This window comes from Streptomyces sp. NEAU-sy36, from assembly GCF_013423905.1.
GTDB classification, from domain to species: Bacteria; Actinomycetota; Actinomycetes; order Streptomycetales; family Streptomycetaceae; genus Streptomyces; species Streptomyces misionensis.
Map to the genome: position 1 here is coordinate 6,995,198 of NZ_CP058977.1, position 21,567 is coordinate 7,016,764.

Below are 21,567 nucleotides of genomic sequence, written 5' to 3' on the forward strand. Positions count from 1 at the left end.
CGAGGCGGTCGGGTCAGGAGGTCGGGTAGACGAACGGCATGACCAGACCGATCAGGGCGAGCGCCTCACAGAAGGCGAAGCCGAGGATCTGGTTGGCGCGGATCAGACCGGCCGCCTCGGGCTGGCGGGCGAGGGCCTGCGTACCGTTACCGAAGATGATGCCGACGCCGACGCCCGGGCCGATGGCGGCGAGGCCGTAACCGATGGAGCCGAGGTTGCCCTTGATCTGGACGCCGGCGGCAAGGGTTTCGAGAGCGGACATGCCGGTTCTTCCTTCTCTTTCAAAGACCGGTGGGGGTTGGCCACCGGATGTCTGGGTGGGTGGTCGGGAGGCTCAGTGGTGCTCGGCGAGCGCGCCCTGGATGTAGCTGCAGGTCAGCAGTACGAAGACGTACGCCTGGACAGCCTGGATGAAGAGCTCGAAGGCCGTCATGACGATGACCATCACGAACGAGACGGCGGAGTAGGCGATGCCGATGCCGTTGAGCATGTACCAGCTGGCGATCGTGAAGAGCAGCAGCAGGGTGTGGCCGGCGAACATGTTCGCGAACAGTCGGACGGCGTGGGTGAACGGCCGCACGAGCAGGTTCGAGAAGAACTCGATGGTCATCGACAGCGGGAGGACCGGGCCGAGCGTCTTGTCGTAGCCGGTGAAGTTCTTGAACGCGCCGACGAAGCCGTGTCGCTTGAACGTCAGCGAGACCCAGAGGACGTAGACGACCAGGGCCAGCCCGGCGGGGTAGGCGATGATCGACGTCACCGGGAACTGGGCGACCGGGATGATCGACCAGAGGTTCATCATCCAGACGAAGAAGAACAGCGAGACGACCAGGGGGACGTACTTCTCGCCCTCCTTCTTGCCGATCGTCTCGAAGACGACGCCGCGGCGCACGAAGTCGTAACCGGCTTCGGCCACCAGCTGGAGCTTGCCCGGGACGATCTTCGGCTTGGCGAAGGCGGCCCAGAAGAAGCCCACGATGATGATGGAACCGAGGAGCGCCAGCAGCATCGTCTTGTTGAAGTACAAGTTGCTGTCCGCGTCGCCGAAGAGCGGCTTGAACAGGAACGAGTGCAGGCCCGGAGCCGGGAAGCCGCACCCGTCGAACAGGTGACAGCTCGTGTCGAAAGCGAGCGTCTGCGACGGATCAGCACTCACCGCGGGCTCCTTCATCGTGGCGCATAGGTACGGCAACCTCGTTGTGTCGGCGCGGCGTGCAACCGCGGGTCGGCACGGGACTGGTGTTACGGATGTGGGGGCGGCTGGGGGGCATCTCGCCTCGCGATCGAACAGGCGTCAGCCGAGATGCCCGCGCCCGCGATGCCGCAGTTGGCACCGGACGATAGCAGCATGTCTCCTGCGCCTTTATCCCGGCCCTACCTCTCACGACGAGCGCCCTGTCTTCTCGGACTTTCCGCCCGGGGACGAGGCGTCGGGATCGACGTAGAGGGTCTTGGCCTTCATGTGCGCACGCGTCTGCGCGGCGATCCACGCGAGGGTGGCGACCACAAGCGTGATGGCGAAGGCACGCGGGTTGAAGAGCGTGGTGTTCTTGAACAGGGCGACGAAGATGACCAGCAGCAGCAGCTGAGCCGCGTAGAGCATCAGCCCCATCATCTGGAACAGCTGCGGAAATGACTTGGCGGTGCGCTGGAGCACGTAGAGACCGAGCCCCATGAAGAGGATCACGACCACCGTGGCGACGACGGCCCCGATCGCGCCCTTGCCACCCGCGACCACACCGCTGACGACGGCGGCGAGCGCGCCGACGGCAGCCGTGGGCACGGCGGCCTGGGCAAGGATCCGGGCGTCAGAAGACGGCATGGCGGCAACTCCGCTTTCACAGGGGGCAGGTGTCGTCATGGACGAGCGTAGTCCCGGGCTGAGTGATCGAGACCTCACACCAATGGACCGTCGCACTACGGTCCTTCGGCTCTATCCGGGGTTCTCGTGAACCGTATCACAAACTATTTGATGAGGTCTTTACCTGGTAGGTGTGCTTACTCTCACACATGAGAGTGACCCTGCACTTCTGCGCAAAAACCGAGGCCCTTTGTCTGGTATTAGGGGCCTTTGCTCCCCCACGACTTGGCAATGCTCTCGTCAGATTCTTACCTTGACCGTCTCAGGAACGATCGAGAAAACGCCCATGGGTGCCGATAGCGGTCGCTCCGTTGACGCCGGCCACACCGGCCGTGACCGGGGCCCGCTCGTCGCTCCCCGGCGCCTCCCCGGCCGCGTCCGCGCCGTCCTCCGCGGCCGCCGTGGACACCTCCGCTTCCGTGCCCGTGACCGCGCGGCGGCGGTACCGGGGCGGCACGAAGCGCTGCGCCCAGACCGGCACCCGCGGCCTGAAGCGCGGCAGCAGCAGGAGCACCAGGCCCACGGCGCTGAGGAACACCACGCCCAGCACGATCCACATCGACGCGGAGTTCACCGAGTACGCCAGCGCCCCGAAGGCGATCAGCGCCGACCAGAAGTACATGATCAGCACCGCGCGGCTGTGCGAGTGGCCGATCTCCAGCAGCCGGTGGTGCAGGTGCCCGCGGTCCGCGGCGAACGGCGACTGGCCCCGCCAGGTGCGGCGCACGATCGCCAGCACCAGGTCGGCGGCGGGCACGGCGATGATCGTCAGCGGCATCAGCAGCGGGATGTAGACCGGCACCATCTGGTGGACGGTCTCGCGCTCCGAACCGGAGAACAGGTTCATCACGTCCGGGTCCACCTGGCCCGTGATCGAGATGGCGCCGGCCGCCAGCACCAGGCCGATCAGCATCGACCCCGAGTCGCCCATGAAGATCCGCGCCGGATGCATGTTGTGCGGCAGGAAGCCCAGGCACATGCCCATCAGGATGGCCGCGAACAGCGTGGCGGGGGCGGCGGCCTCGATGCCGTAGGAGACCCAGACGCGGTAGGCGTACAGGAAGAACGCCGCCGCCGCGATGCACACCATGCCGGCCGCGAGACCGTCCAGGCCGTCCACGAAGTTCACCGCGTTGATGGTGATGACCACCAGCGCGACGGTCAGCAGCGTGCCCTGCCACTGGGTCAGCGCCACGTTGCCGACGCCGGGGATGGGCAGCCACAGGATCGTCAGACCCTGCATGACCATGACGCCGGCGGCGATCATCTGGCCGCCGAGCTTGATCAGGGCGTCGATCTCGAACTTGTCGTCCAGGACGCCGATCAGCCAGATCAGCGCGGCGCCGGAAAGCAGTGCCCGGGGCTCGTTGGACTTCTCGAAGACCCAGTTCAGGCTGGAGAGATGGTCGGCCGCCAGCAGGCCCGCGCACAGTCCGAAGAACATCGCGATCCCGCCGAGGCGCGGAGTGGGTTCCCGGTGCACGTCCCGCGCCCGGATCTCCGGCATCGCCCCCGCCACGATCGCGAACTTCCGTACCGGTCCGGTCAGCAGGTACGTCACCGCGGCCGTGATGCAGAGCGTCAGCAGGTATTCACGCACGGGCTTCCCCACAGGTCTCGCTGGCCATCACAGCCCCACAGCCTAGCGGCGGGTGTATATGGATGGGGACTGACGGGTAGCCAGGATGGTTGCACACCTCGCCGTGCCGGTGCCTTGTCCTGGTTCGCGTCTGCCCCCGACGGGCGCGATCCCGCCGGTCAGCCGGGATACGGCGGAAACGCGCCGGTCAGCTCGCGCACCCGGGCCCGCGCCCCGGCGGGCTCCGCCCGGCCGCGCACCACCGCGGCCGCCAGCTCCGCGATCCGCGCCATCTCCGCCTCCCCCATGCCCTGGGTGGTCACCGCGGCCGTGCCCAGGCGCAGGCCCCGGCCGTCGCCGTGCGGCAGCGCACAGCAGTCCAGCACGATCCCGGCGGCCGCGAGCCGGCCGCGGGCGGTACGGCCGTCCGTGCCGAGCGGCGCCGGATCGACGGTGATCAGGTGGGTGTCGGTGCCGCCCGTGGTGACGGCGAAGCCCTCGGCGGCCAGCCGGGCGGCCAGCGCCCGCGCGTTCACCACCACCTGGCGGGCGTACGCGGCGAACGCCGGGGTGGCCGCCTCGCCGAACGCGACGGCCTTGGCGGCGATGGTGTGCATCTGCGCCCCGCCCTGCGTGAACGGGAACACCGCCCGGTCCACGCGCTCGGCCAGCTCGCCGCCGCACAGGATCATGCCGCCGCGCGGGCCGCGCAGCACCTTGTGGGTGGTCGCGCACACCAGGTCCGCGTACGGCACCGGGCTCGGCGCCGCACCGCCGGCGACCAGGCCGATCGGGTGCGCGGCGTCCGCGATCAGATAGGCGCCGACCTCGTCGGCGACCTCACGGAAGAAGGCGTAGTCGATGTGGCGCGGATAGGCGATCGACCCGCACACGATCGCCTTCGGCCGGTGGTTGCGCGCCAGATGGCGCACCTGGTCGTGGTCGATCAGCCCGGTCTCGGCGTCGACGCCGTACGCGACGAAGTCGAACCAGCGGCCGGAGAAGTTGGCCGGCGAGCCATGGGTGAGGTGACCGCCGTACGGCAGTCCGAGCGCCAGCACGGTGTCGCCGGGGCGCAGCAGAGCCGCGTACGCCGCGAGGACGGCCGAGGAGCCCGAGTGCGCCTGCACATTGGCGTGCCGGGCGCCGAACAGCGTCTTGGCCCGCTCCACGGCGAGCCGCTCGGCCATGTCCACGAGTTCGCAGCCGCCGTGGTGCCGGGCGCCCGGGTATCCCTCGGCGTACTTGTTCGCGAGCGGTGAGCCGAGCGCGGCGAGCACCGCCGGCGAGGTGAAGTTCTCGGCGGCGATCAGCTGCAGCGCCGTCGACTGCCGCCGCAGCTCCCCCGCGAGGATCTCGGCCAGCTCCGGGTCCTGTGCCCGCAGCACATCGGCCTCGTACGGGATGGTGACCGACATGAGGGACTCCGGGCGGTCGGGGGTGACGTATCCCCAATGTAGGCCGGGGACGTGCGCGGCGCCCGACATGACGGGCGTGCCCGCCCCCTGCCGCTACCTGTGCGCGGGCACGCCGGTCAGCGCGGTCACCACCGGGTCCAGCGCGTCCCGTATCTCGTCCCCGATGGAGCGGAAGAACGTCAGGGGCGCACCGTAGGGGTCGTAGACCTCGTCCGCCTCCGCGGTGGGCGCCAGCAGCCAGCCGCGCAGGGCGGCCGCCGCGCGGACCAGGGCGCGGGCGCGCATGACGAGGCCGTCCTCCAGGGGCGGCAGCGTCGCCGGGTCGATCGCCCGGACCAACCGGGTGAACTCCTTGAGGGTGAACGTGCGCAGGCCCGCGGAGTGCCCCATCGAGATCACCTGGGCGCGGTGGTCGCGGGTCGCGGTCAGCACCAGGTCGGCGCAGATGACGTGCTCGTCCAGCAGTTCCCGCCCGGTGAAGCCGGAGGCGTCCGCGCCGAACTCGGCCAGCACGGTCTCCGCGTTGGCCTCCATGGGCGCGCCCTCGTGGCCCCAGGTGCCCGCGCTCTCCACGATCAGCCCGCCGCCGAGTACGCCGAGCCGCTCGGCGACGAAATGCCGGGTCAGCCGCTCGGTGATGGGCGAGCGGCACACGTTGCCGGTGCTGACGTGGAGGATGCGGAAGGTGTCACGCGGAAAACCGAAGGTGGTCGTCTGCTCCGCGACGCTCTCCCCGATGCCTATGCCACGCCCCGCTTCAGGGGCCGTCAATTCGCCACCTCAAGGTCGGGTACGACCTTGCGCAGCTCGTCCGCCGAGAGGGCGCCCTCGCGCAGCAGCACCGGCACGTCGCGGGAGACGTCGACGATGGACGAGGGCACGTTGGCCGGGGTGGGCCCGCCGTCGAGGTAGACGGAGACGGAGTCGCCGAGCATGCCCTGGGCCTCGTCGCAGTTCTCCGGCGCCGGGTGGCCGGTGAGGTTGGCGGAGGAGACCGCCATGGGGCCGACCTCGGTGAGCAGTTCGATGGCGACCGGGTGCAGCGGCATCCGCACCGCGACCGTGCCCCGGGTGTCGCCGAGGTCCCACTGGAGGGACGGCTGGTGCTTGGCGACCAGCGTCAGGGCGCCCGGCCAGAACGCGTCCACCAGGTCCCAGGCCTGCTCGGAGAAGTTGGTGACCAGGCCGTGCAGCGTGTTCGGGGAGCCGATGAGCACCGGGGTGGGCATGGTGCGGCCCCGGCCCTTGGCGGCGAGCAGATCGCCGACGGCCTCGGAGGAGAACGCGTCGGCGCCGATGCCGTAGACCGTGTCGGTCGGCAGCACCACCAGTTCGCCACGGCGGACGGCGGACGCGGCCTCGCGCAGACCCGTCACGCGGTCGGTCGCGTCGTTGGTGTCGTATCGCCGTGCCATCTAGCGGGCCTCCTCGTACGGGTACTGCGGAAATGAAGACGTCGGGCTGCTCACGGCAGCGCCTTGCGGGCGGTGGCGAACCGCGGCCGGTTGTTGAGGTCGGGGTGGTCGGCCGCGTCGGCCCAGCCGCGCTCCTCGGTGAAGATCCACGGCACCTGGCCGCCCTGGGTGTCGGCGTGCTCGATGACGACGACCCCGCCGGGGCGCAGCAGCCGGTGCGCGGTGCGTTCGATGCCGCGGATCAGGTCGAGGCCGTCCTCGCCCGAGAACAACGCCAGCTCCGGGTCGTAGTCGCGGGCCTCGGGGGCGACGTACTCCCATTCCGTGAGCGGGATGTACGGCGGGTTGGAGATGACCAGGTCGACCTGGCCGTCGAGGTCGGGGAACGCGGTCAGGGCGTCGCCCTGGCGCAGGTCCACCCTGGACCCCTGCACGTTCTTGCGGGTCCAGCGCAGCGCGTCCTCCGACAGCTCCACGGCGTGCACCCGGGAGCGCGGCACCTCCTGGGCGAGGGCGAGCGCGATGGCGCCGGAGCCGGTGCACAGGTCGACGATGCACGGCTCGACCACGTCCATGGCGCGCACGGCGTCTATGGCCCAGCCGACCACCGACTCGGTCTCCGGCCGGGGCACGAAGACGCCCGGCCCGACCTGGAGCTCCAGATAGCGGAAGTAGGCCCGCCCGGTGATGTGCTGGAGCGGCTCGCGCTGCTCACGCCGGGCGATGACCTCCCAGTACCGGGCGTCGAAGTCCGCATCCTTCACGGAGTGCAGTTCGCCGCGCTTGACGCCGTGCACGAACGCGGCGAGCTCCTCCGCGTCGTTGCGCGGCGAGGGCACGCCGGCGTCGGCCAGCCGCTGGGTGGCCTGGGCCACCTCTGCAAGCAGCAGGTTCACGCAAGTCCTCCGGAAGTCTGCAGGTCCTCGTGGTTGCCTTACGCCGCGGCGAGTTTCGCCGCGGAGTCGGCGTCGACGCAGGCCTGGATCACCGCGTCCAGGTCGCCGTCCAGGACCTGGTCCAGGTTGTACGCCTTGAAGCCGACGCGGTGGTCGGAGATGCGGTTCTCCGGGAAGTTGTACGTGCGGATCTTCTCGGAGCGGTCGACGGTGCGGACCTGGCTGCGGCGGGCGTCCGCGGCCTCCCGCTCGGCCTCCTCCTGGGCCGCGGCGAGCAGCCTGGAGCGCAGGATGCGCAGGGCCTGCTCCTTGTTCTGGAGCTGGCTCTTCTCGTTCTGGCAGGAGGCGACCACACCGGTCGGCAGGTGGGTGATGCGCACCGCGGAGTCGGTGGTGTTGACCGACTGCCCGCCGGGCCCGGAGGAGCGGTAGACGTCGATGCGGAGGTCGTTGGGGTTGATCTCCACGTCCACCTCCTCGGCCTCGGGGGTGACGAGGACACCGGCGGCGGAGGTGTGGATACGGCCCTGGGACTCGGTGGCCGGCACCCGCTGCACCCGGTGCACGCCGCCCTCGTACTTCAGCCGCGCCCACACGCCCTGGCCGGGCTCGGTCTGCCCGCGGGTCTTCACCGCGACCTGGACGTCCTTGTAGCCGCCCAGCTCGGACTCGGTGGCGTCGATGATCTCGGTCTTCCAGCCGACGCGCTCGGCGTAGCGCAGGTACATGCGCAGCAGGTCGCCGGCGAACAGCGCCGACTCGTCGCCGCCCGCGCCCGCCTTGATCTCCAGAATGACGTCCTTGTCGTCACTCGGGTCGCGCGGGACCAGCAGCAGGCGCAGCTTCTCGGTCAGCTCCTCGCGCTGCTGCTCCAGCTCCTTGACCTCGGCGGCGAAGTCGGGGTCGTCGGCGGCCAGCTCGCGCGCGGTGTCGATGTCGTCGCCGGTCTGCTTCCAGGAGCGGTACGTGGCGACGATCGGGGTCAGCTCGGCGTAGCGCTTGTTCAGCTTGCGCGCGTTCGCCTGATCGGCGTGGACCGACGGGTCGGCGAGCTTCTTCTCCAGATCGGCGTGCTCGGCGACGAGTTCCTCGACGGCCTCGAACATCTTGCGGCTCCTGTACTGCGGTGAAGGGAAGGGGCGGGCGACCAAAAACGCCGGTCCCGGACGCACGCCTCGCGGACGTGCGGCCGTGGACCGGCGGTCTGGGGCTCGCTACTTCTTGGAGCCGGCAGCCTTGCCGAAGCGGGCCTCGAAGCGGGCCACACGGCCACCGGTGTCGAGGATCTTCTGCTTGCCCGTGTAGAACGGGTGGCACTCGGAGCAGACCTCGGCCCGGATGGTGCCGGACTCGATGGTGCTACGGGTGGTGAACGACGCGCCACAGGTGCAGCTGACCTGCGTCTCGACGTACTCGGGGTGGATGTCGCGCTTCAAGGTGTCTCCTAGATTCCGGGAGGGCACCGGGTCGCCGCCGCGGGCTGCGGGGACGTGAACCGGGGCCGACGTACCAGTCTGCCAGGACTGGGGCCATCCCCCAAAACCGAGGCCCCGTGCGATCTATTCCGCGGGTCCCGGAAGGGGGGTCCCCGGCCCTGCCCGGCCCCTTCCTCGGCCCGTTCCCCGGCCCGTTCCTCAGGAGGACACCACGCCGTTCGCCTGGCCCGTCGCGGTGCCCTCGGTGGCCGACCGCGGGATCGGACGGTCGGCGCGCAGGGCGTTCCAGACCAGCTGGGCCTTGGACTTCTCCAGCAGCACGCGGTTGGGGTTGGCCGGGTCGTACCGCACGGGCATGGTGACCATCGTCATGTCCTTCGTGCCGACGCCCTTGAGGCCGTTCGCGAACTCGATGAGCGAGTTGACCGAGCCGAGGTCGGAGTCGGTGGTGACGGACTTGGTGGCGGTGTCGGCGAGGTCGTACAGCTTCTTGGGGTCGCTGAACACGCCGACGTTCTTGACCTGGCCGATGAGCGCCTTGACGAAGGCCTGCTGGAGCTGGATGCGGCCGAGGTCGGAGCCGTCGCCGACGCCGTGCCGGGTGCGGACCAGGCCGAGGGCCTGCTGTCCGTTCAGGGTGTGGGTGCCGGCCTGGAGGTCGAGGTGGCTCTGCGGGTCGTCGATGGCCCGGGTCGTGGTGACCGGGACGCCGCCGAGGTCGTCTATGAGTCTCTGGAAGCCCGCGAAGTCGACTTCCAGGTAGTGGTCCATGCGGATGCCGGTGAGCGACTCCACGGTCTTGACCGCGCAGGCCGCGCCCCCGGCGGAGTACGCCTCGTTGAACATCACGCCGGTCGCGGCCGGGTGCGCGGTGCCCTTGGTGTCGGTGCACTCGGGGCGGTCCACGAGGGTGTCCCGGGGTATGGAGACCACGTCGGCCTTCTTGTGGCCGGCGTGGACGTGCACGATCATCGCGGTGTCGGAGCGCGCGCTGCCGTCGTCCGTGCCGCCGCCGAGCTTCCGGTTGCCGCCGGCCCGCGTGTCCGAGCCCAGGACCAGGATGTTCTCGGAGCCGTTGTCGACCTTCTCGGGCCGGTCGGTGCCGAGCATCTGGTTGATGTCCACGCTGTGCAGGTTGCCGTTGAGCTTGAAGTACACGTAACCGGCTCCGGCACCGCCGAGCACCACCACGCCCGCGGCCACCCAGGCCGTCGCCAGCAGCGTCTTGCGGCCGGCGCTGCGCGGTTTGCGGCGCCGCCCCTTGCCCCCTCGGCCGGCCCCCTTGGCGCTCGGCTGGTTCATCGCGGGATCCGGCATGCTCTCGGCGGACACGGCACTCCTAGGTCTCGTCGATCGGTTACCCCCTGCTGTCAGGGACAGGCGCGGTCATCACCGCTCCATCGTCCCTCCGTGCACTGGGACGGAGAAACTCGGGACAGCGTTGCACAACGCACGGTGCCCACCGCGTGCGGCGATGGGCACCGTGCGTAGTCGAATGCGCCGGACGTACGGCGCTCACCTGCGCTTTCGACACCGGTCGTCGTATGTGCCGGAACCGGCACGGAGCGTGTCCCTTGTGGCAAAGATCTCTCGCCGGGACTTTCCCGCCCGGTACGGCGAAGAGGCCGCCCCCCGTCCGCGCGGGACGGGGAACGGCCTCTTCGGGCAGTGCGCGGATCAGTCGCCGTTGCCGGGGGTCGGCGTGGTCTTCTGGATCTGCATCAGGAACTCGACGTTCGACTTGGTCTGCTTCATCTTGTCCAGCAGCAGCTCGATCGCCTGCTGCTGGTCCAGCGCGTGCAGCACCCGGCGCAGCTTCCAGACGATGCCCAGCTCCTCGGCGCCCAGCAGGATCTCCTCCTTGCGGGTGCCGGACGCGTCCACGTCCACCGCCGGGAAGATGCGCTTGTCGGCGAGCTTCCGGTCGAGCTTGAGCTCCATGTTGCCGGTGCCCTTGAACTCCTCGAAGATCACCTCGTCCATGCGGGAGCCGGTGTCCACGAGCGCCGTCGCCAGGATGGTCAGCGAACCGCCGTCCTCGATGTTGCGCGCGGCACCGAAGAACCGCTTCGGCGGGTACAGCGCGGTCGAGTCGACACCACCGGACAGGATGCGGCCGGAGGCCGGGGCGGCGAGGTTGTAGGCGCGGCCCAGACGGGTGATGGAGTCGAGCAGCACCACCACGTCGTGGCCCAGCTCCACCAGGCGCTTGGCGCGCTCGATGGCCAGCTCGGCGACCGTGGTGTGGTCCTCGGCCGGACGGTCGAAGGTCGAGGAGATGACCTCGCCCTTGACCGACCGCTGCATGTCGGTGACCTCTTCCGGACGCTCGTCGACGAGGACGACCATCAGGTGGCACTCGGGGTTGTTGTGCGTGATCGCGTTGGCGATCGCCTGCATGATCATGGTCTTGCCGGTCTTCGGCGGGGCCACGATCAGACCGCGCTGGCCCTTGCCGATGGGCGAGACGAGGTCGATGATGCGGGTCGTCAGCACGCCCGGGTCCGTCTCCAGGCGGAGGCGGTCCTGCGGGTACAGCGGCGTGAGCTTGTTGAACTCCGGGCGGCCGCGGCCGTGTTCGGGCGCCATGCCGTTGACGGAGTCGAGGCGCACGAGGGCGTTGAACTTCTCGCGGCGCTCGCCCTCCTTCGGCTGGCGGACCGCGCCGGTGATGTGGTCGCCCTTGCGCAGGCCGTTCTTGCGGACCTGGGCGAGGGAGACGTACACGTCGTTCGGGCCGGGCAGGTAGCCGGAGGTCCGGATGAAGGCGTAGTTGTCGAGGATGTCCAGGATGCCCGCGACGGGGATCAGGACGTCGTCGTCGGCGACCTGCGGCTCGACGATCTCGTCGCGCCCACGACGGCCACGGCGGTCGCGGTAGCGGCCTCGACGGCCACGCCGGCCGCCCTCGAAGTCGTCGTCGTCCTGCCGGTCCTGCCGGTCCTGGCGGCCGCCCTGCTGGCCCTGCTGGCGCTGCTGGCCGCCCTGCTGGTCGTCGCCCTTGCCGCGGCGGTCGCGGTCACGGTCACGGCCGCGCTCACGGCGGTCGCGGCGGCCGCGGCCCTCGCCGTCACCGGCGTCGTTCTTGGCGGCATCGCCCTGCTGCTGCGGCTGCTGGGCGGGCGCCTCGGACTTGGTCTCGGTCTTCGCCTCGGCGGCCGCGGGCTCCGCGGCGGGGCTGCCCGCCTCGGCGGTGGCACGGCGGCGACGGCGCTCGGTCGGCGCGTCGTCACCCTCGCCCGCGCGGGCGGTGCCCCCGGCCGGCTGGCCCGGGATCTCGATCTGCTGCTGGGCGGCCTTCTCGGCCGGCTTCTCGGACTTGGCCGCCTTCTGCTCGCCGTCCGCGGCGTTCTCGCCGGTACGGGCCTTGGAGGTGGCCCGGCGCTTCGGCTTGGTCTCGGCGGCGGCCTCGGCCTTGGGGGCGCCGCCCTGGGCCTGCGCCTCCTTGATGACCTCGATCAGCTGGCTCTTGCGCATCCGCGCGGTGCCCCTGATGCCGAGGCCCGAGGCGACCTGCTGCAGCTCGGCCAGCACCATGCCCTCAAGGCCGGTACCCCGGCGCCGCCGGGAGCCGGCACCGGCGGCAGGCGCGGAGGCGTCCGTGGCGGGCGCGGCAGCGGTCTCCTCGACACGTGCGCCCATCAGATCGGTGGTGTCGCTCACGAAGGGTCCTTCCCTGGAGCGGACGTCGGCCTGTCTGGCTCGGCGACCGGTTGTGCTGTCCGGCTACGGTCCTGTCTTCGGTGAACCGTGCCGGGGCGGTGGTCCGCCAACGCGGCGGAAGAAAAATGTGCGATGACGGCGCTTCCGCGAGCCGTGACACCTGGTGTCACGTGGCGTGGAAGCACCGGTTCCGGAGCATGCCCGGCGGCCCGCTCAGTGCTCGCATCCGACGTACTGCCCAGGTACGGCGCACGGAACACGGAGTGGCGTGGGAGGCTCCCGGAAGAATGTCTGTCCCGGACGGGGACACGTGGCACCTCGCCATGGTGAGGTCGGGTGCAGACTTGAGATTAACACTACCGGATCCAACAAACATTCCCCCTCTCCAAATCCGGCAACCGTGTGTCAGGGCGCAAGCGGCAGCACGCTCGCTCCCCGCATGTCGAGGTCCAGCCGGTTGGCGGCCCAGCCCTCCCCCGCGAGGTGGGAGACCTTGTCGGCGGTGCCGGCGTCGGTGAGCGCCATGACGGTGGGTCCGGCGCCGGAGATGACGGCCGGGATGCCGTCCGCCCGCAGCCGCTCCACCAGCGCCGCGCTCTCCGGCATGGCCGGGGCGCGGTACTCCTGGTGCAGACGGTCCTCGGTGGCGGGCAGCAGCAGTTCGGGGCGCCGGGTGAGGGCCTCCACGAGCAGGGCGGCCCGGCCCGCGTTGGCGGCGGCGTCCACGTGCGGGACGGTGCGCGGCAGCAGTCCCCGGGCGGTCTCGGTCAGGACCGGCTTCCCGGGCACGAAAACCACCGGAACGATGGAATCGCTGGGGTCCATCCTGATCGCCCGGGCCGCGCCGGACTCCATCCAGGACAGGGTGAACCCGCCGAGCAGACAGGCGGCCACGTTGTCGGGGTGGCCCTCGATCTCGGTGGCCAGTTCCAGCAGGGCCGCGTCGTCCAGACGGGCCTCGCCGCCTATCGTCACGGCGCGGGCGGCCACGATGCCGGCGCAGATGGCGGCGGAGGAGGAGCCGAGGCCCCGGCCGTGCGGGATGCGGTTGGCGCAGACGATCTCCAGCCCCCGGGGCTGGCCGCCCAGCAGGTCGAAGGCGGTGCGCAGGGAGCGGACGAGGAGGTGACGCTCGTCGCGGGGCAGGGTCTCGCTGCCCTCGCCCGCGATGTCGATGTGCAGCCCGGAGTCGGCCACCCGGACGACCACGTCGTCGTACAGCCCCAGCGCGAGGCCCAGGGCGTCGAAGCCGGGACCGAGGTTGGCGCTGGTGGCGGGGGTGCGCACCCGGACGGCGGCGGCACGGAAGGCTGGACCGGCCATCGCTCGAAGACTCTCCTTGAGCTGCGTGACTGTCAAAGACATTCGATACGTACGGAAGACCCTCGGCCGCTCAGACGGCGCGGCGTTGCCCCTATGCGCAGTGCATATGCAACAAGTGGGTTCGGTACAGCGTATCGAAGGAAGGTTCAGTAGCGACATAGGGCGCACAGGAGGCGCACGATGCGTGTCGCAAGCCCCCTGTGCACCCGGTCAGGACCGCGTCGGGACCTGACCGGGCGTACCGGGATCCGCGGGGCCCTGGCGGGAGGTCTCCCGTGTGCCCCGGTACCTCAGGCCAGCCCGAGGCGCTCGGCCGCGGTGGCCGCATCGACCGGCACGGTGACCGGCTGCGGCGCACCGGCCACGGCCCAGTCGGGGTCCTTCAGCCCGTTGCCGGTGACGGTGCACACGATGCGCTGGCCCGGGTCCACCTTGCCCTGCTCGGCGGCCTTGAGCAGACCCGCGACCGAGGCGGCGGAGGCGGGCTCCACGAAGACGCCCTCCTGTGCGGCCAACAGCCGGTAGGCGCGCAGGATCTCACGGTCCGTCACCTCGTCGATGGCGCCGCCGGACTCGTCCCGCGCCGCCAGGGCGTACTGCCAGGAGGCCGGGTTGCCGATCCGGATGGCGGTGGCGATGGTCGACGGGTCCTTGACCACCTCGCCGCGCACGATCGGGGCGCTGCCGGACGCCTGGAACCCCCACATGCGGGGCGTCCGGGTGGCGATCTTGTCGGCGGCGTACTCCTTGTAGCCCTTCCAGTAGGCCGTGATGTTGCCCGCGTTGCCGACCGGCAGGACGTGGATGTCGGGCGCGTCGCCGAGCATGTCCACGATCTCGAAGGCGGCCGTCTTCTGGCCCTCGATCCGCACCGGATTGACCGAATTGACCAGCGCCACCGGGTAGTTCTCGCTCAGCGAGCGGGCCAGGGTGAGGCAGTCGTCGAAGTTGCCGTCGACCTGGAGGATCTTCGCGCCGTGCACCAGGGCCTGGCCCATCTTGCCGAGCGCGATCTTGCCCTGCGGCACCAGCACGGCGGAGACCATGCCGGCCCGCACGGCGTAGGCCGCGGCGGAGGCGGAGGTGTTGCCGGTGGAGGCGCAGATGACGGCCTTGGCCCCCTCCTCCTTCGCCTTGGAGATGGCCATCGTCATGCCGCGGTCCTTGAAGGACCCGGTCGGGTTCGCGCCCTCGACCTTGAGGTGGACCTCGCAGCCCGTGCGCTCGGAGAGCACCTGCGCGGGCACGAGGGGCGTGCCGCCCTCACGGAGCGTCACGACCGGCGTGGTGTCCGAAACCGGCAACCGGTCCCGGTACTCCTCGATGATTCCGCGCCACTGGTGGGTCATTGCTGGTTACTCTCCTTCAACCCGCATGATGCTGGCGACACCCCGCACGGTGTCGAGCTTGCGCAGCGCCTCGACGGTGCCGGACAGGGCGGCGTCGAGGGCGCGGTGGGTGACGACGACGAGGGACGCCTCGCCGTCCTTGCCCTGCTGCCGAACGGTGTCGATCGACACCCCGTGTTCGGCGAAGACGGTGGCGACCTGGGCGAGCACGCCCGGTTTGTCCGCCACGTCCAGGCTGATGTGGTAGCGCGTGACGACGTCGCCCATCGGGGAGACGGGCAGCGCGGCGTACGCCGACTCGCCGGGCCCGGTCGTGCCGTTGAGCCTGTTGCGGCAGACGGCGACGAGGTCGCCGAGCACGGCGGAGGCGGTCGGGGAGCCGCCGGCGCCGGGGCCGTAGAACATCAGCTGCCCGGCGGCGTCGCTCTCCACGAAGACGGCGTTGTACGCGCCGCGCACGGAGGCGAGGGGGTGGCTCAGCGGAATCATGGCGGGGTGCACGCGCGCGGTGACGGACGCCCCGTCCCGCGCCCGCTCGCAGATGGCCAGCAGCTTGATGGTGCAGCCCATCTCCTTGGCGGAGCGGAAGTCGGCGGCGGTGACCTCGGTCATGCCCTCGCGGTACACGTCGTCGAGGCGCACCCGGGTGTGGAAGGCGATGCCGGCGAGGATGGCGGCCTTGGCGGCGGCGTCGAAGCCCTCGACGTCGGCGGTCGGGTCGGCCTCCGCGTACCCCAGCGCGGTGGCCTCGTCCAGGGCCTCCTGGTAGCCCGCGCCCGTGGAGTCCATCTTGTCGAGGATGAAGTTGGTCGTGCCGTTGACGATGCCGAGCACCCGGTTGACCTTGTCGCCGGCCAGCGACTCGCGCAGCGGCCGGATCAGCGGGATGGCGCCGGCGACGGCGGCCTCGTAGTACAGGTCCCGGCCGTGCTCCTCGGCGGCGGCGTGCAGGGCGGCCCCGTCCTGGGCGAGCAGGGCCTTGTTCGCGGAGACGACGGAGGCACCGTGTTCGAACGCGGTGGTGATGAGCGAGCGGGCGGGCTCGATCCCGCCGATCACCTCCACCACGACGTCGATGTCGCCGCGTTTGACGAGGGCGGTGGCGTCCGTGGTGACGAGGGCCGGGTCGATGCCCTCGCGCACCTTGCTCGGGCGCCGCACGGCGACCCCGGCGAGCTCCACCGGGGCGCCGATCCTCTGGGCGAGGTCGTCGGCGTGCGTCGTCATGATGCGCGCCACCTCTGAGCCGACAACCCCACAGCCCAGCAGCGCCACCTTCAGCGGACGCGTACGCATCATCCGACCTCGTTTCCTCTTACCGTCTACGGTTGGACCAGTCTCACTCACCGGACGGGAGTTTCTACCCTTCGTCCGGATCCTGAGACGTTTATTTCATTTACGCGGGGCCGGCGGACCGCAGATCTTCCGCCCCCGCGGCCGGCGGCTCACCCGACGTCGAGACGCAGGAGGTCCTCCTCCGTCTCCCGCCGGACGATCACCCGGGCCTCGCCGCCCCGCACCGCGACGACGGGCGGCCGGAGCACGTGGTTGTAGTTGCTGGCCATCGACCGGCAGTAGGCGCCGGTGGCCGGCACGGCGATGAGGTCGCCCGGCGCGAGATCGGCCGGCAGGAACGCGTCCTTCACCACGATGTCCCCGCTCTCGCAGTGCTTGCCGACGACCCGCGCGAGCATGGGCTCGGCGTCGCTGGCCCGGGAGACGAGGGCGACGCTGTACTCGGCGTCGTACAGCGCGGTGCGGATGTTGTCGGACATGCCGCCGTCCACCGACACGTACGTGCGCAGCCCCTCCAGCGGCTTGACGGTGCCGACCTCGTAGAGCGTGAACGCGGTCGGGCCGACGATGGCGCGCCCGGGCTCGACCGAGATCCGGGGCGTGCGCAGCCGCGCGGCCTCGCACTCCCGGCCGACGATCTCCCCCAGCGCCTTGGCGATCTCGTGCGGCTCGCGCGGGTCGTCGTCGCTGGTGTAGGCGATGCCGAGACCGCCGCCGAGGTCGATCTCGGGCAGTTCGACGCCGTGCTCGTCCCTGATGTCCTTGAGCAGTCCGACGACCCGGTGGGCGGCGACCTCGAACCCGGACATGTCGAAGATCTGCGAACCGATGTGGGAGTGGATGCCGATCAGTTCGAGCCCGTCCAGCTGGAGCGCCCGCCGCACGGCCTCGGCGGCCTGCCCGCCGGCGAGCGGGATCCCGAACTTCTGGTCCTCGTGCGCGGTGGCGATGAACTCGTGGGTGTGCGCCTCGACCCCGACGGTGATCCGGATCTGCGCCTTCTGCCGCTTGCCCAGCGACTGCGCGATGTGCGCGACCCGCACGATCTCCTGGAAGGAGTCGAGCACGATCCGCCCGACACCGGCCTCGACGGCCCGGGTGATCTCGGCGACCGACTTGTTGTTCCCGTGGAAGGCGATGCGCTCGGGCGGCATGCCCGCGGACAGCGCGGTGGCCAGTTCCCCTCCCGAGCACACGTCGAGATTCAGCCCCTCCTCGCTGAGCCAGCGCACGACGGCGCGCGACAGGAAGGCCTTCCCGGCGTAGAACACGTCGGCGTTCGCCCCGAACGCGGTGCGCCAGGCCCGCGCCCGGGCCCGGAAGTCGGCCTCGTCGAGGATGTAGGCGGGCGTGCCGAACTCCTCGGCGAGCCGGGTCACGGGTACCCCGCCGACGGTGACGACCCCGTCCTCGCCGCGGCCGACGGTCTGCGCCCAGACCTTGTGGTCGAGCACGTTGAGGTCGGTGGGCGGCGCGGAGTAGTGCCCCTCGGGAAGCACGTCGGCGTGGCGGGGCCCGGCGGGATGGGCGGAACGGCTCATGACGGTGGCTCTCAGACTCTCTGTCTCTCTCCGGGGCGCATCTGCTCGTGGCCTCAGAGATGTTCGGGTGCGTCGATGCCGAGCAGGGACAGGCCGCCGGCCAGCACCGTCCCGGCGGCTTCGGCGAGCGCGAGCCGGGCGCGGTGGGCGGCCGAGGGTTTCTCCTCGCCGAGCGGAAGCACGCAGGTCACAAAGGGCAGCACGGCATCCGCGACGGTGACGAGGTGCCGGGCGAGCCGGTCCGGGGCGCGATGGGTGGCGGCCGCGGCGAGGATGCGGGGGTAGTCGGCAAGGGGGGACTGCAGGGCGTCGGAGTGGGCCGCGCCCTCCCCCAGGCGTCCGGGCTCGGCGTCGAAGCCCAGCCGGGCGGCGTTGCGGCCGGCCGCACGGACGCGGGCGTGCGCGTACCGGACCCGGAACAGCGGATTCGCCTCGCGCTGGACGAGGTGGTCGGCGGTGATGCGGGGCCGGTCGTGCGCAGCGGGGTGGAGCAGGGCCCAGCGGGCGGCGTCGGGCCCGAGCGGCGCGGGGTCCTCGGGCGCGGGCACGGGCCGCACGTTGACGGGCTCCCGGTGCTCGACGGTGGCGCGCCCGCCCTGGCTGGCGACGATCCGCACGACGGCGTCGGCGACGACCTCGGCCCGCACCTCGTACGGCACCCGCAGCGCGACGACCTCCCCCGCGAGCGCGTCACCGTGCCCGTACCGGGCACCGCTTCGGCGGATCTCCCGGACCAGCCCGCCGAGCGGATCGGCCCGCTCTTCGAGCAGGAAGTTCAGGAACCCGGGCCCGGTGACGACGACGTCCCGGACACCGCCGGCCCCGACGAGCCGGGGCCGCAGGATCTCGGCGACCTGGAGCGGCGGCTTCCCGGCGGCACGGGCGAGCTGGAGCGCCACGTTGGTCGCGTACTCCCCGCACCCCCCGGCCCCCGGCTCCCCCACGACGACCCGCTCGGGAACCTCACCCCCGAGCTCCCCCTCCGCCACGGCACGGCGCACCGCGTCCAGGACGACACGGGAGAGCTCGACGGGGGTCACGGGACAAGGGTAGGGGAGGAGGGGGGTGGGAGGGCGAGGAGGTTTCCCCAGTGAGACGGGGGACGTTTTCTCGGTGGGAGGGTGTGGCGGTGGGCGGGGGGTTTGGCGGGAGGGTGAGGCGGCGGGCCGGGGGTTTGGCGGGGGAGCGGGGGTTTGGCGGGGGGGGTGTGGCGGTGGAGCGGGGGTTTGGCGGGGGGTGTGGCGGTGGAGCGGGGGCTGGGGCCTGGCGCGGGGGGGGGCGGGGCTTGGCACGGGGGCCCGGGGCTTGGTGGGGCGCCGCTTCTCCGGTCCCTCGGGACCGGAGGCGCGCGGGGCACTCAGCCGCGGCAGGTGGGAAGTCCGGGAGGCCACCCACGCGGGAAGTTCCTCACGCAGGGGGCCACTCGCGGGGGGACCTCGTGCGAGGTCACCCACGCAAGAGGTGACCCACGTGCGAGGTCACCCACGCAAGAGGTGACCCACATGCGAGGTCATCCACGCAAGAGGTCACCTACGCGGGGAGTCACCCGAAGGAGACGCCGCCGGCCACCCCGTCGGCGAGCCCGTCGTCGTCACTGGCGTCGTCACCGCTGCGGCCGTCGCCACCACCGTCTCGACCGCCCCCTCCACCGCCCCGGCCCCCTCCCGGCCCGTCCCCGCCCTCTTCCCCGTCTCCCTCTCCCCCGCGCGCGGCCCGCCCGCTGACGATCAACCGCTTGACGACACGCACGAGTTCGCCGGGCTCGAAGGGCTTGGAGAGAAAGGCGTCCACGCCGACGCCGAGGCCGGTCTCGACCTCGTGCGGGCTGCACGCGCTGATGATGGCGAGCGGCAGATGGTTCGTCCGGGGATCGGCGCGGAGCCGGGCGGCAGTGCGCAACCCGTCCAGCCGCGGCATGACGACGTCGAGCGTCACGAGATCGGGCCGCACCTGGTGCACCACGTCCAGACACTCGGCACCATCGGCCGCGGTCACGACCTCGAGCCCTTCCAGCTCGAGATTGACCCTGATCAACTGCCGGATGACCTTGTTGTCGTCCACAACAAGCACCCGACCCGAAGCGCCCGGCACAAGTCGAGAGTAGGTCCGCCCGACCCACCGCGTCCGGGTTTTCCCTACTTCCACCCCGTGGGGGGGACGGGGGTTCCGGGCTGTGGGGGAGGCTTGGGCTGTGGGGGGCGGCTTGGGCTGTGGGGGGCGGCTTGGGCTGTGGGGGGCGGCTTGGGCTGTGGGGGGCTTCCAGCTTCGTGCCGGGGGACGCGGCTTACAGCCCGTGCGAGGGGGCGGCGTCCTGCTGGTGCGGGTGGGTGGTTGCCAGCTCGTACTGGGGACTGGGCTTCCAGGGCGTGCGGGTGAGACGACTCCAGCCCGTGTTGGGGGCGCGGCTTCCAGCCCGTGCGGAGGACTCGGCACTGCCAGCCCGTGCGGTGGGAGGCGACTTCCGCCCTTGCCGGGGGACGCGGCTTCCACCCCGCACTGGGGACGCCTCGATCCCGCACCAGGGGCGCGCTCGACCCCATCCCGTGCAGGGGGCGCGCTCGATCCGGCGGACGGGACATCGCTCGTCGGTATCCGGAGTCGGCCGCCCCCTCCTCCGGAACCCGCTTCGATCCCACGTCCGGCACGTAACCCGAGGGCACCCGAGGGCCGGCCACACTGCCGCGCGGAGCCCCTCTTCCGCCCCACCCCGGAAACGGGTTCCTGATCACCCCTCCGGACCTGCTAATGTTCTACCCGTCGCCGCGAGCACAACCCACCGCGACCGACACGCCCCCGTAGCTCAGGGGATAGAGCAACGGCCTCCGGAGCCGTGTGCGCAGGTTCGAATCCTGCCGGGGGCACCTGTTGTGAGGTGCCGAAAGGCCCCGTGACAGCGGAAACGCTGAGTACGGGGCCTTTGTGTTTGTGCAGGCGTGTGCCGCTCGGAGCGGCCGTACGTCGGGGGCTGTGGACGAGGCGTGGACGGGATCTTGGGGCGTTGTCCCAGGTGAGGCGCACTGTCCGCGACCTTCAGGCTCGGCGCGACAGTGTTCCTCCGGCAGCAACCTGAAGTGTCAGACGCGTGCGCTTGGATGAGCGGGTGACCGTTCATGACGTTGCTCGACACCTGCCTGAGATAACAGTCCTCCGTGAGCATTTGCCGCTCCATGGCCATCCTGGAGGCAGTCCTGAGCCCTGAGTGGGAGTGCCGCCGCCACTCCTTCAACGACCACTGGTCCGAGGCAGAGTCGGTGGCCTCCATGCGGAACGGAGCGGGGCGATGAGTAACCCATCGTTTTCTCGGCCGTCGGCGCCTACGTGCGGGGATTCGATCACGAGACGCCCATGAGTGCCTATGCAGAGGACGGGCCATGACCTGGGGTGCTCGACGAGGTTCCTGAGGTCTTCCGGCCGTATGTCGAGAAGCCGGCATTCTCGGATGAGGACGGAATACCCATCGTCACTGCCTGTATGTGGTGGGAGACAGCCGACGACCGCTGGAAGGCAGGAACGATCGATTTTCCCGATGCGGCAACCGAGGATCCAGACGGTGCCGGATACCTCTTCCAGCTTCTGGTGGATCGCACCCCAGAAGCGTTCAGCGATGGGCCGGGGACTACTACGAGGTCCCGGTCGATCTGGAGGCCGTTCGTCACGTCTTCTCTTGCCGGCCGCTGACCGAAGAAGTGGTCCGCCCGTTGAACCCGGAGATCGTCCTGGCGGATCTCTCAGACCGTGTTTGAGATCTTGTGTACCTTGCGGTCAGGGTGATCGTTGACTCTGATGTGGC

General features: G+C 70.8%; 18 protein-coding genes, 1 tRNA gene and 1 pseudogene. 2 read left to right on the forward strand and 18 right to left on the reverse strand.

All coding sequences use genetic code 11. The features are described from left to right. Positions 1-13: 13 nt before the first annotated feature. The 18 genes from HZZ00_RS30460 to HZZ00_RS30545 form a co-directional block, all read right to left on the reverse strand. Entirely contained in the window at positions 14-262 is a 249-nt protein-coding gene (locus HZZ00_RS30460; RefSeq protein WP_070027822.1) for a hypothetical protein, read from the reverse strand. A gap of 72 nt (positions 263-334) precedes the next feature. Then, positions 335-1,171, reverse strand: coding sequence for a F0F1 ATP synthase subunit A (gene atpB, locus HZZ00_RS30465; protein WP_180329416.1), 837 nt, complete (start codon positions 1,169-1,171; stop codon positions 335-337). A gap of 210 nt (positions 1,172-1,381) precedes the next feature. Continuing rightward, positions 1,382-1,822 carry a hypothetical protein gene (locus HZZ00_RS30470; RefSeq protein WP_070027826.1) on the reverse strand — a complete coding sequence of 147 codons (441 nt, stop codon included), beginning with the start codon at positions 1,820-1,822 and terminating at the stop codon, positions 1,382-1,384. 301 nt (positions 1,823-2,123) lie between these two features. Beyond that, entirely contained in the window at positions 2,124-3,461 is a 1,338-nt protein-coding gene (locus HZZ00_RS30475; RefSeq protein ID WP_180329417.1) for an MraY family glycosyltransferase, read from the reverse strand. A gap of 158 nt (positions 3,462-3,619) precedes the next feature. Then, positions 3,620-4,858 carry a serine hydroxymethyltransferase gene (glyA, locus tag HZZ00_RS30480; RefSeq protein WP_180329418.1) on the reverse strand — a complete coding sequence of 413 codons (1,239 nt, stop codon included), beginning with the start codon at positions 4,856-4,858 and terminating at the stop codon, positions 3,620-3,622. A 93-nt stretch (positions 4,859-4,951) separates the two neighbouring features. Continuing rightward, complete coding sequence (locus tag HZZ00_RS30485) at positions 4,952-5,629, reverse strand: protein-tyrosine-phosphatase (RefSeq protein WP_180329419.1); 678 nt, start codon at positions 5,627-5,629, stop codon at positions 4,952-4,954. Next, entirely contained in the window at positions 5,626-6,273 is a 648-nt protein-coding gene (locus tag HZZ00_RS30490) for an L-threonylcarbamoyladenylate synthase (protein WP_070027832.1), read from the reverse strand. The genes HZZ00_RS30485 and HZZ00_RS30490 overlap by 4 nt, the downstream gene beginning before the upstream one ends. A gap of 50 nt (positions 6,274-6,323) precedes the next feature. Further along, positions 6,324-7,169 (reverse strand): peptide chain release factor N(5)-glutamine methyltransferase, encoded by an 846-nt coding sequence (gene prmC, locus HZZ00_RS30495; protein WP_070027833.1) that lies wholly within the window; start codon positions 7,167-7,169, stop codon positions 6,324-6,326. A gap of 38 nt (positions 7,170-7,207) precedes the next feature. After that, positions 7,208-8,275, reverse strand: coding sequence for a peptide chain release factor 1 (prfA, locus tag HZZ00_RS30500; protein ID WP_180329420.1), 1,068 nt, complete (start codon positions 8,273-8,275; stop codon positions 7,208-7,210). Positions 8,276-8,383: 108 nt separating this feature from the next. Further along, complete coding sequence (gene rpmE / locus HZZ00_RS30505; protein ID WP_015657814.1) at positions 8,384-8,605, reverse strand: 50S ribosomal protein L31; 222 nt, start codon at positions 8,603-8,605, stop codon at positions 8,384-8,386. 198 nt (positions 8,606-8,803) lie between these two features. Next, on the reverse strand, positions 8,804-9,937 hold the full coding sequence (locus HZZ00_RS30510) for an LCP family protein (protein WP_257585468.1): 1,134 nt from the start codon (positions 9,935-9,937) through the stop codon (positions 8,804-8,806). Positions 9,938-10,282: 345 nt separating this feature from the next. After that, entirely contained in the window at positions 10,283-12,268 is a 1,986-nt protein-coding gene (gene rho, locus HZZ00_RS30515; protein ID WP_180329421.1) for a transcription termination factor Rho, read from the reverse strand. Positions 12,269-12,673: 405 nt separating this feature from the next. Then, positions 12,674-13,591, reverse strand: a complete 918-nt coding sequence (thrB, locus tag HZZ00_RS30520) for a homoserine kinase (RefSeq protein ID WP_180329422.1) — start codon at positions 13,589-13,591, stop codon at positions 12,674-12,676. 290 nt (positions 13,592-13,881) lie between these two features. After that, positions 13,882-14,940 (reverse strand): threonine synthase, encoded by a 1,059-nt coding sequence (gene thrC, locus HZZ00_RS30525; RefSeq protein ID WP_180329423.1) that lies wholly within the window; start codon positions 14,938-14,940, stop codon positions 13,882-13,884. A 6-nt stretch (positions 14,941-14,946) separates the two neighbouring features. After that, positions 14,947-16,239 (reverse strand): homoserine dehydrogenase, encoded by a 1,293-nt coding sequence (locus HZZ00_RS30530; RefSeq protein WP_180329424.1) that lies wholly within the window; start codon positions 16,237-16,239, stop codon positions 14,947-14,949. Positions 16,240-16,385: 146 nt separating this feature from the next. Beyond that, complete coding sequence (gene lysA, locus HZZ00_RS30535) at positions 16,386-17,777, reverse strand: diaminopimelate decarboxylase (protein ID WP_180329425.1); 1,392 nt, start codon at positions 17,775-17,777, stop codon at positions 16,386-16,388. 53 nt (positions 17,778-17,830) lie between these two features. After that, the gene (gene nrtL, locus HZZ00_RS30540) at positions 17,831-18,817 is read right to left on the reverse strand and encodes an ArgS-related anticodon-binding protein NrtL (RefSeq protein WP_180329426.1); all 987 of its coding nucleotides are present in this window, start codon (positions 18,815-18,817) and stop codon (positions 17,831-17,833) included. A 502-nt stretch (positions 18,818-19,319) separates the two neighbouring features. Further along, positions 19,320-19,922 carry a response regulator gene (locus HZZ00_RS30545; protein WP_180329427.1) on the reverse strand — a complete coding sequence of 201 codons (603 nt, stop codon included), beginning with the start codon at positions 19,920-19,922 and terminating at the stop codon, positions 19,320-19,322. 644 nt (positions 19,923-20,566) lie between these two features. On the opposite strand from HZZ00_RS30545, the gene HZZ00_RS30550 reads away from it, so the two are divergent. Both HZZ00_RS30550 and HZZ00_RS30555 read left to right on the forward strand, forming a co-directional pair. Then, positions 20,567-20,638: transfer RNA gene (locus HZZ00_RS30550), tRNA-Arg, on the forward strand. Positions 20,639-20,877: 239 nt separating this feature from the next. Next, positions 20,878-21,520: pseudogene (locus HZZ00_RS30555) on the forward strand (hypothetical protein). Positions 21,521-21,567 lie beyond the last annotated feature (47 nt).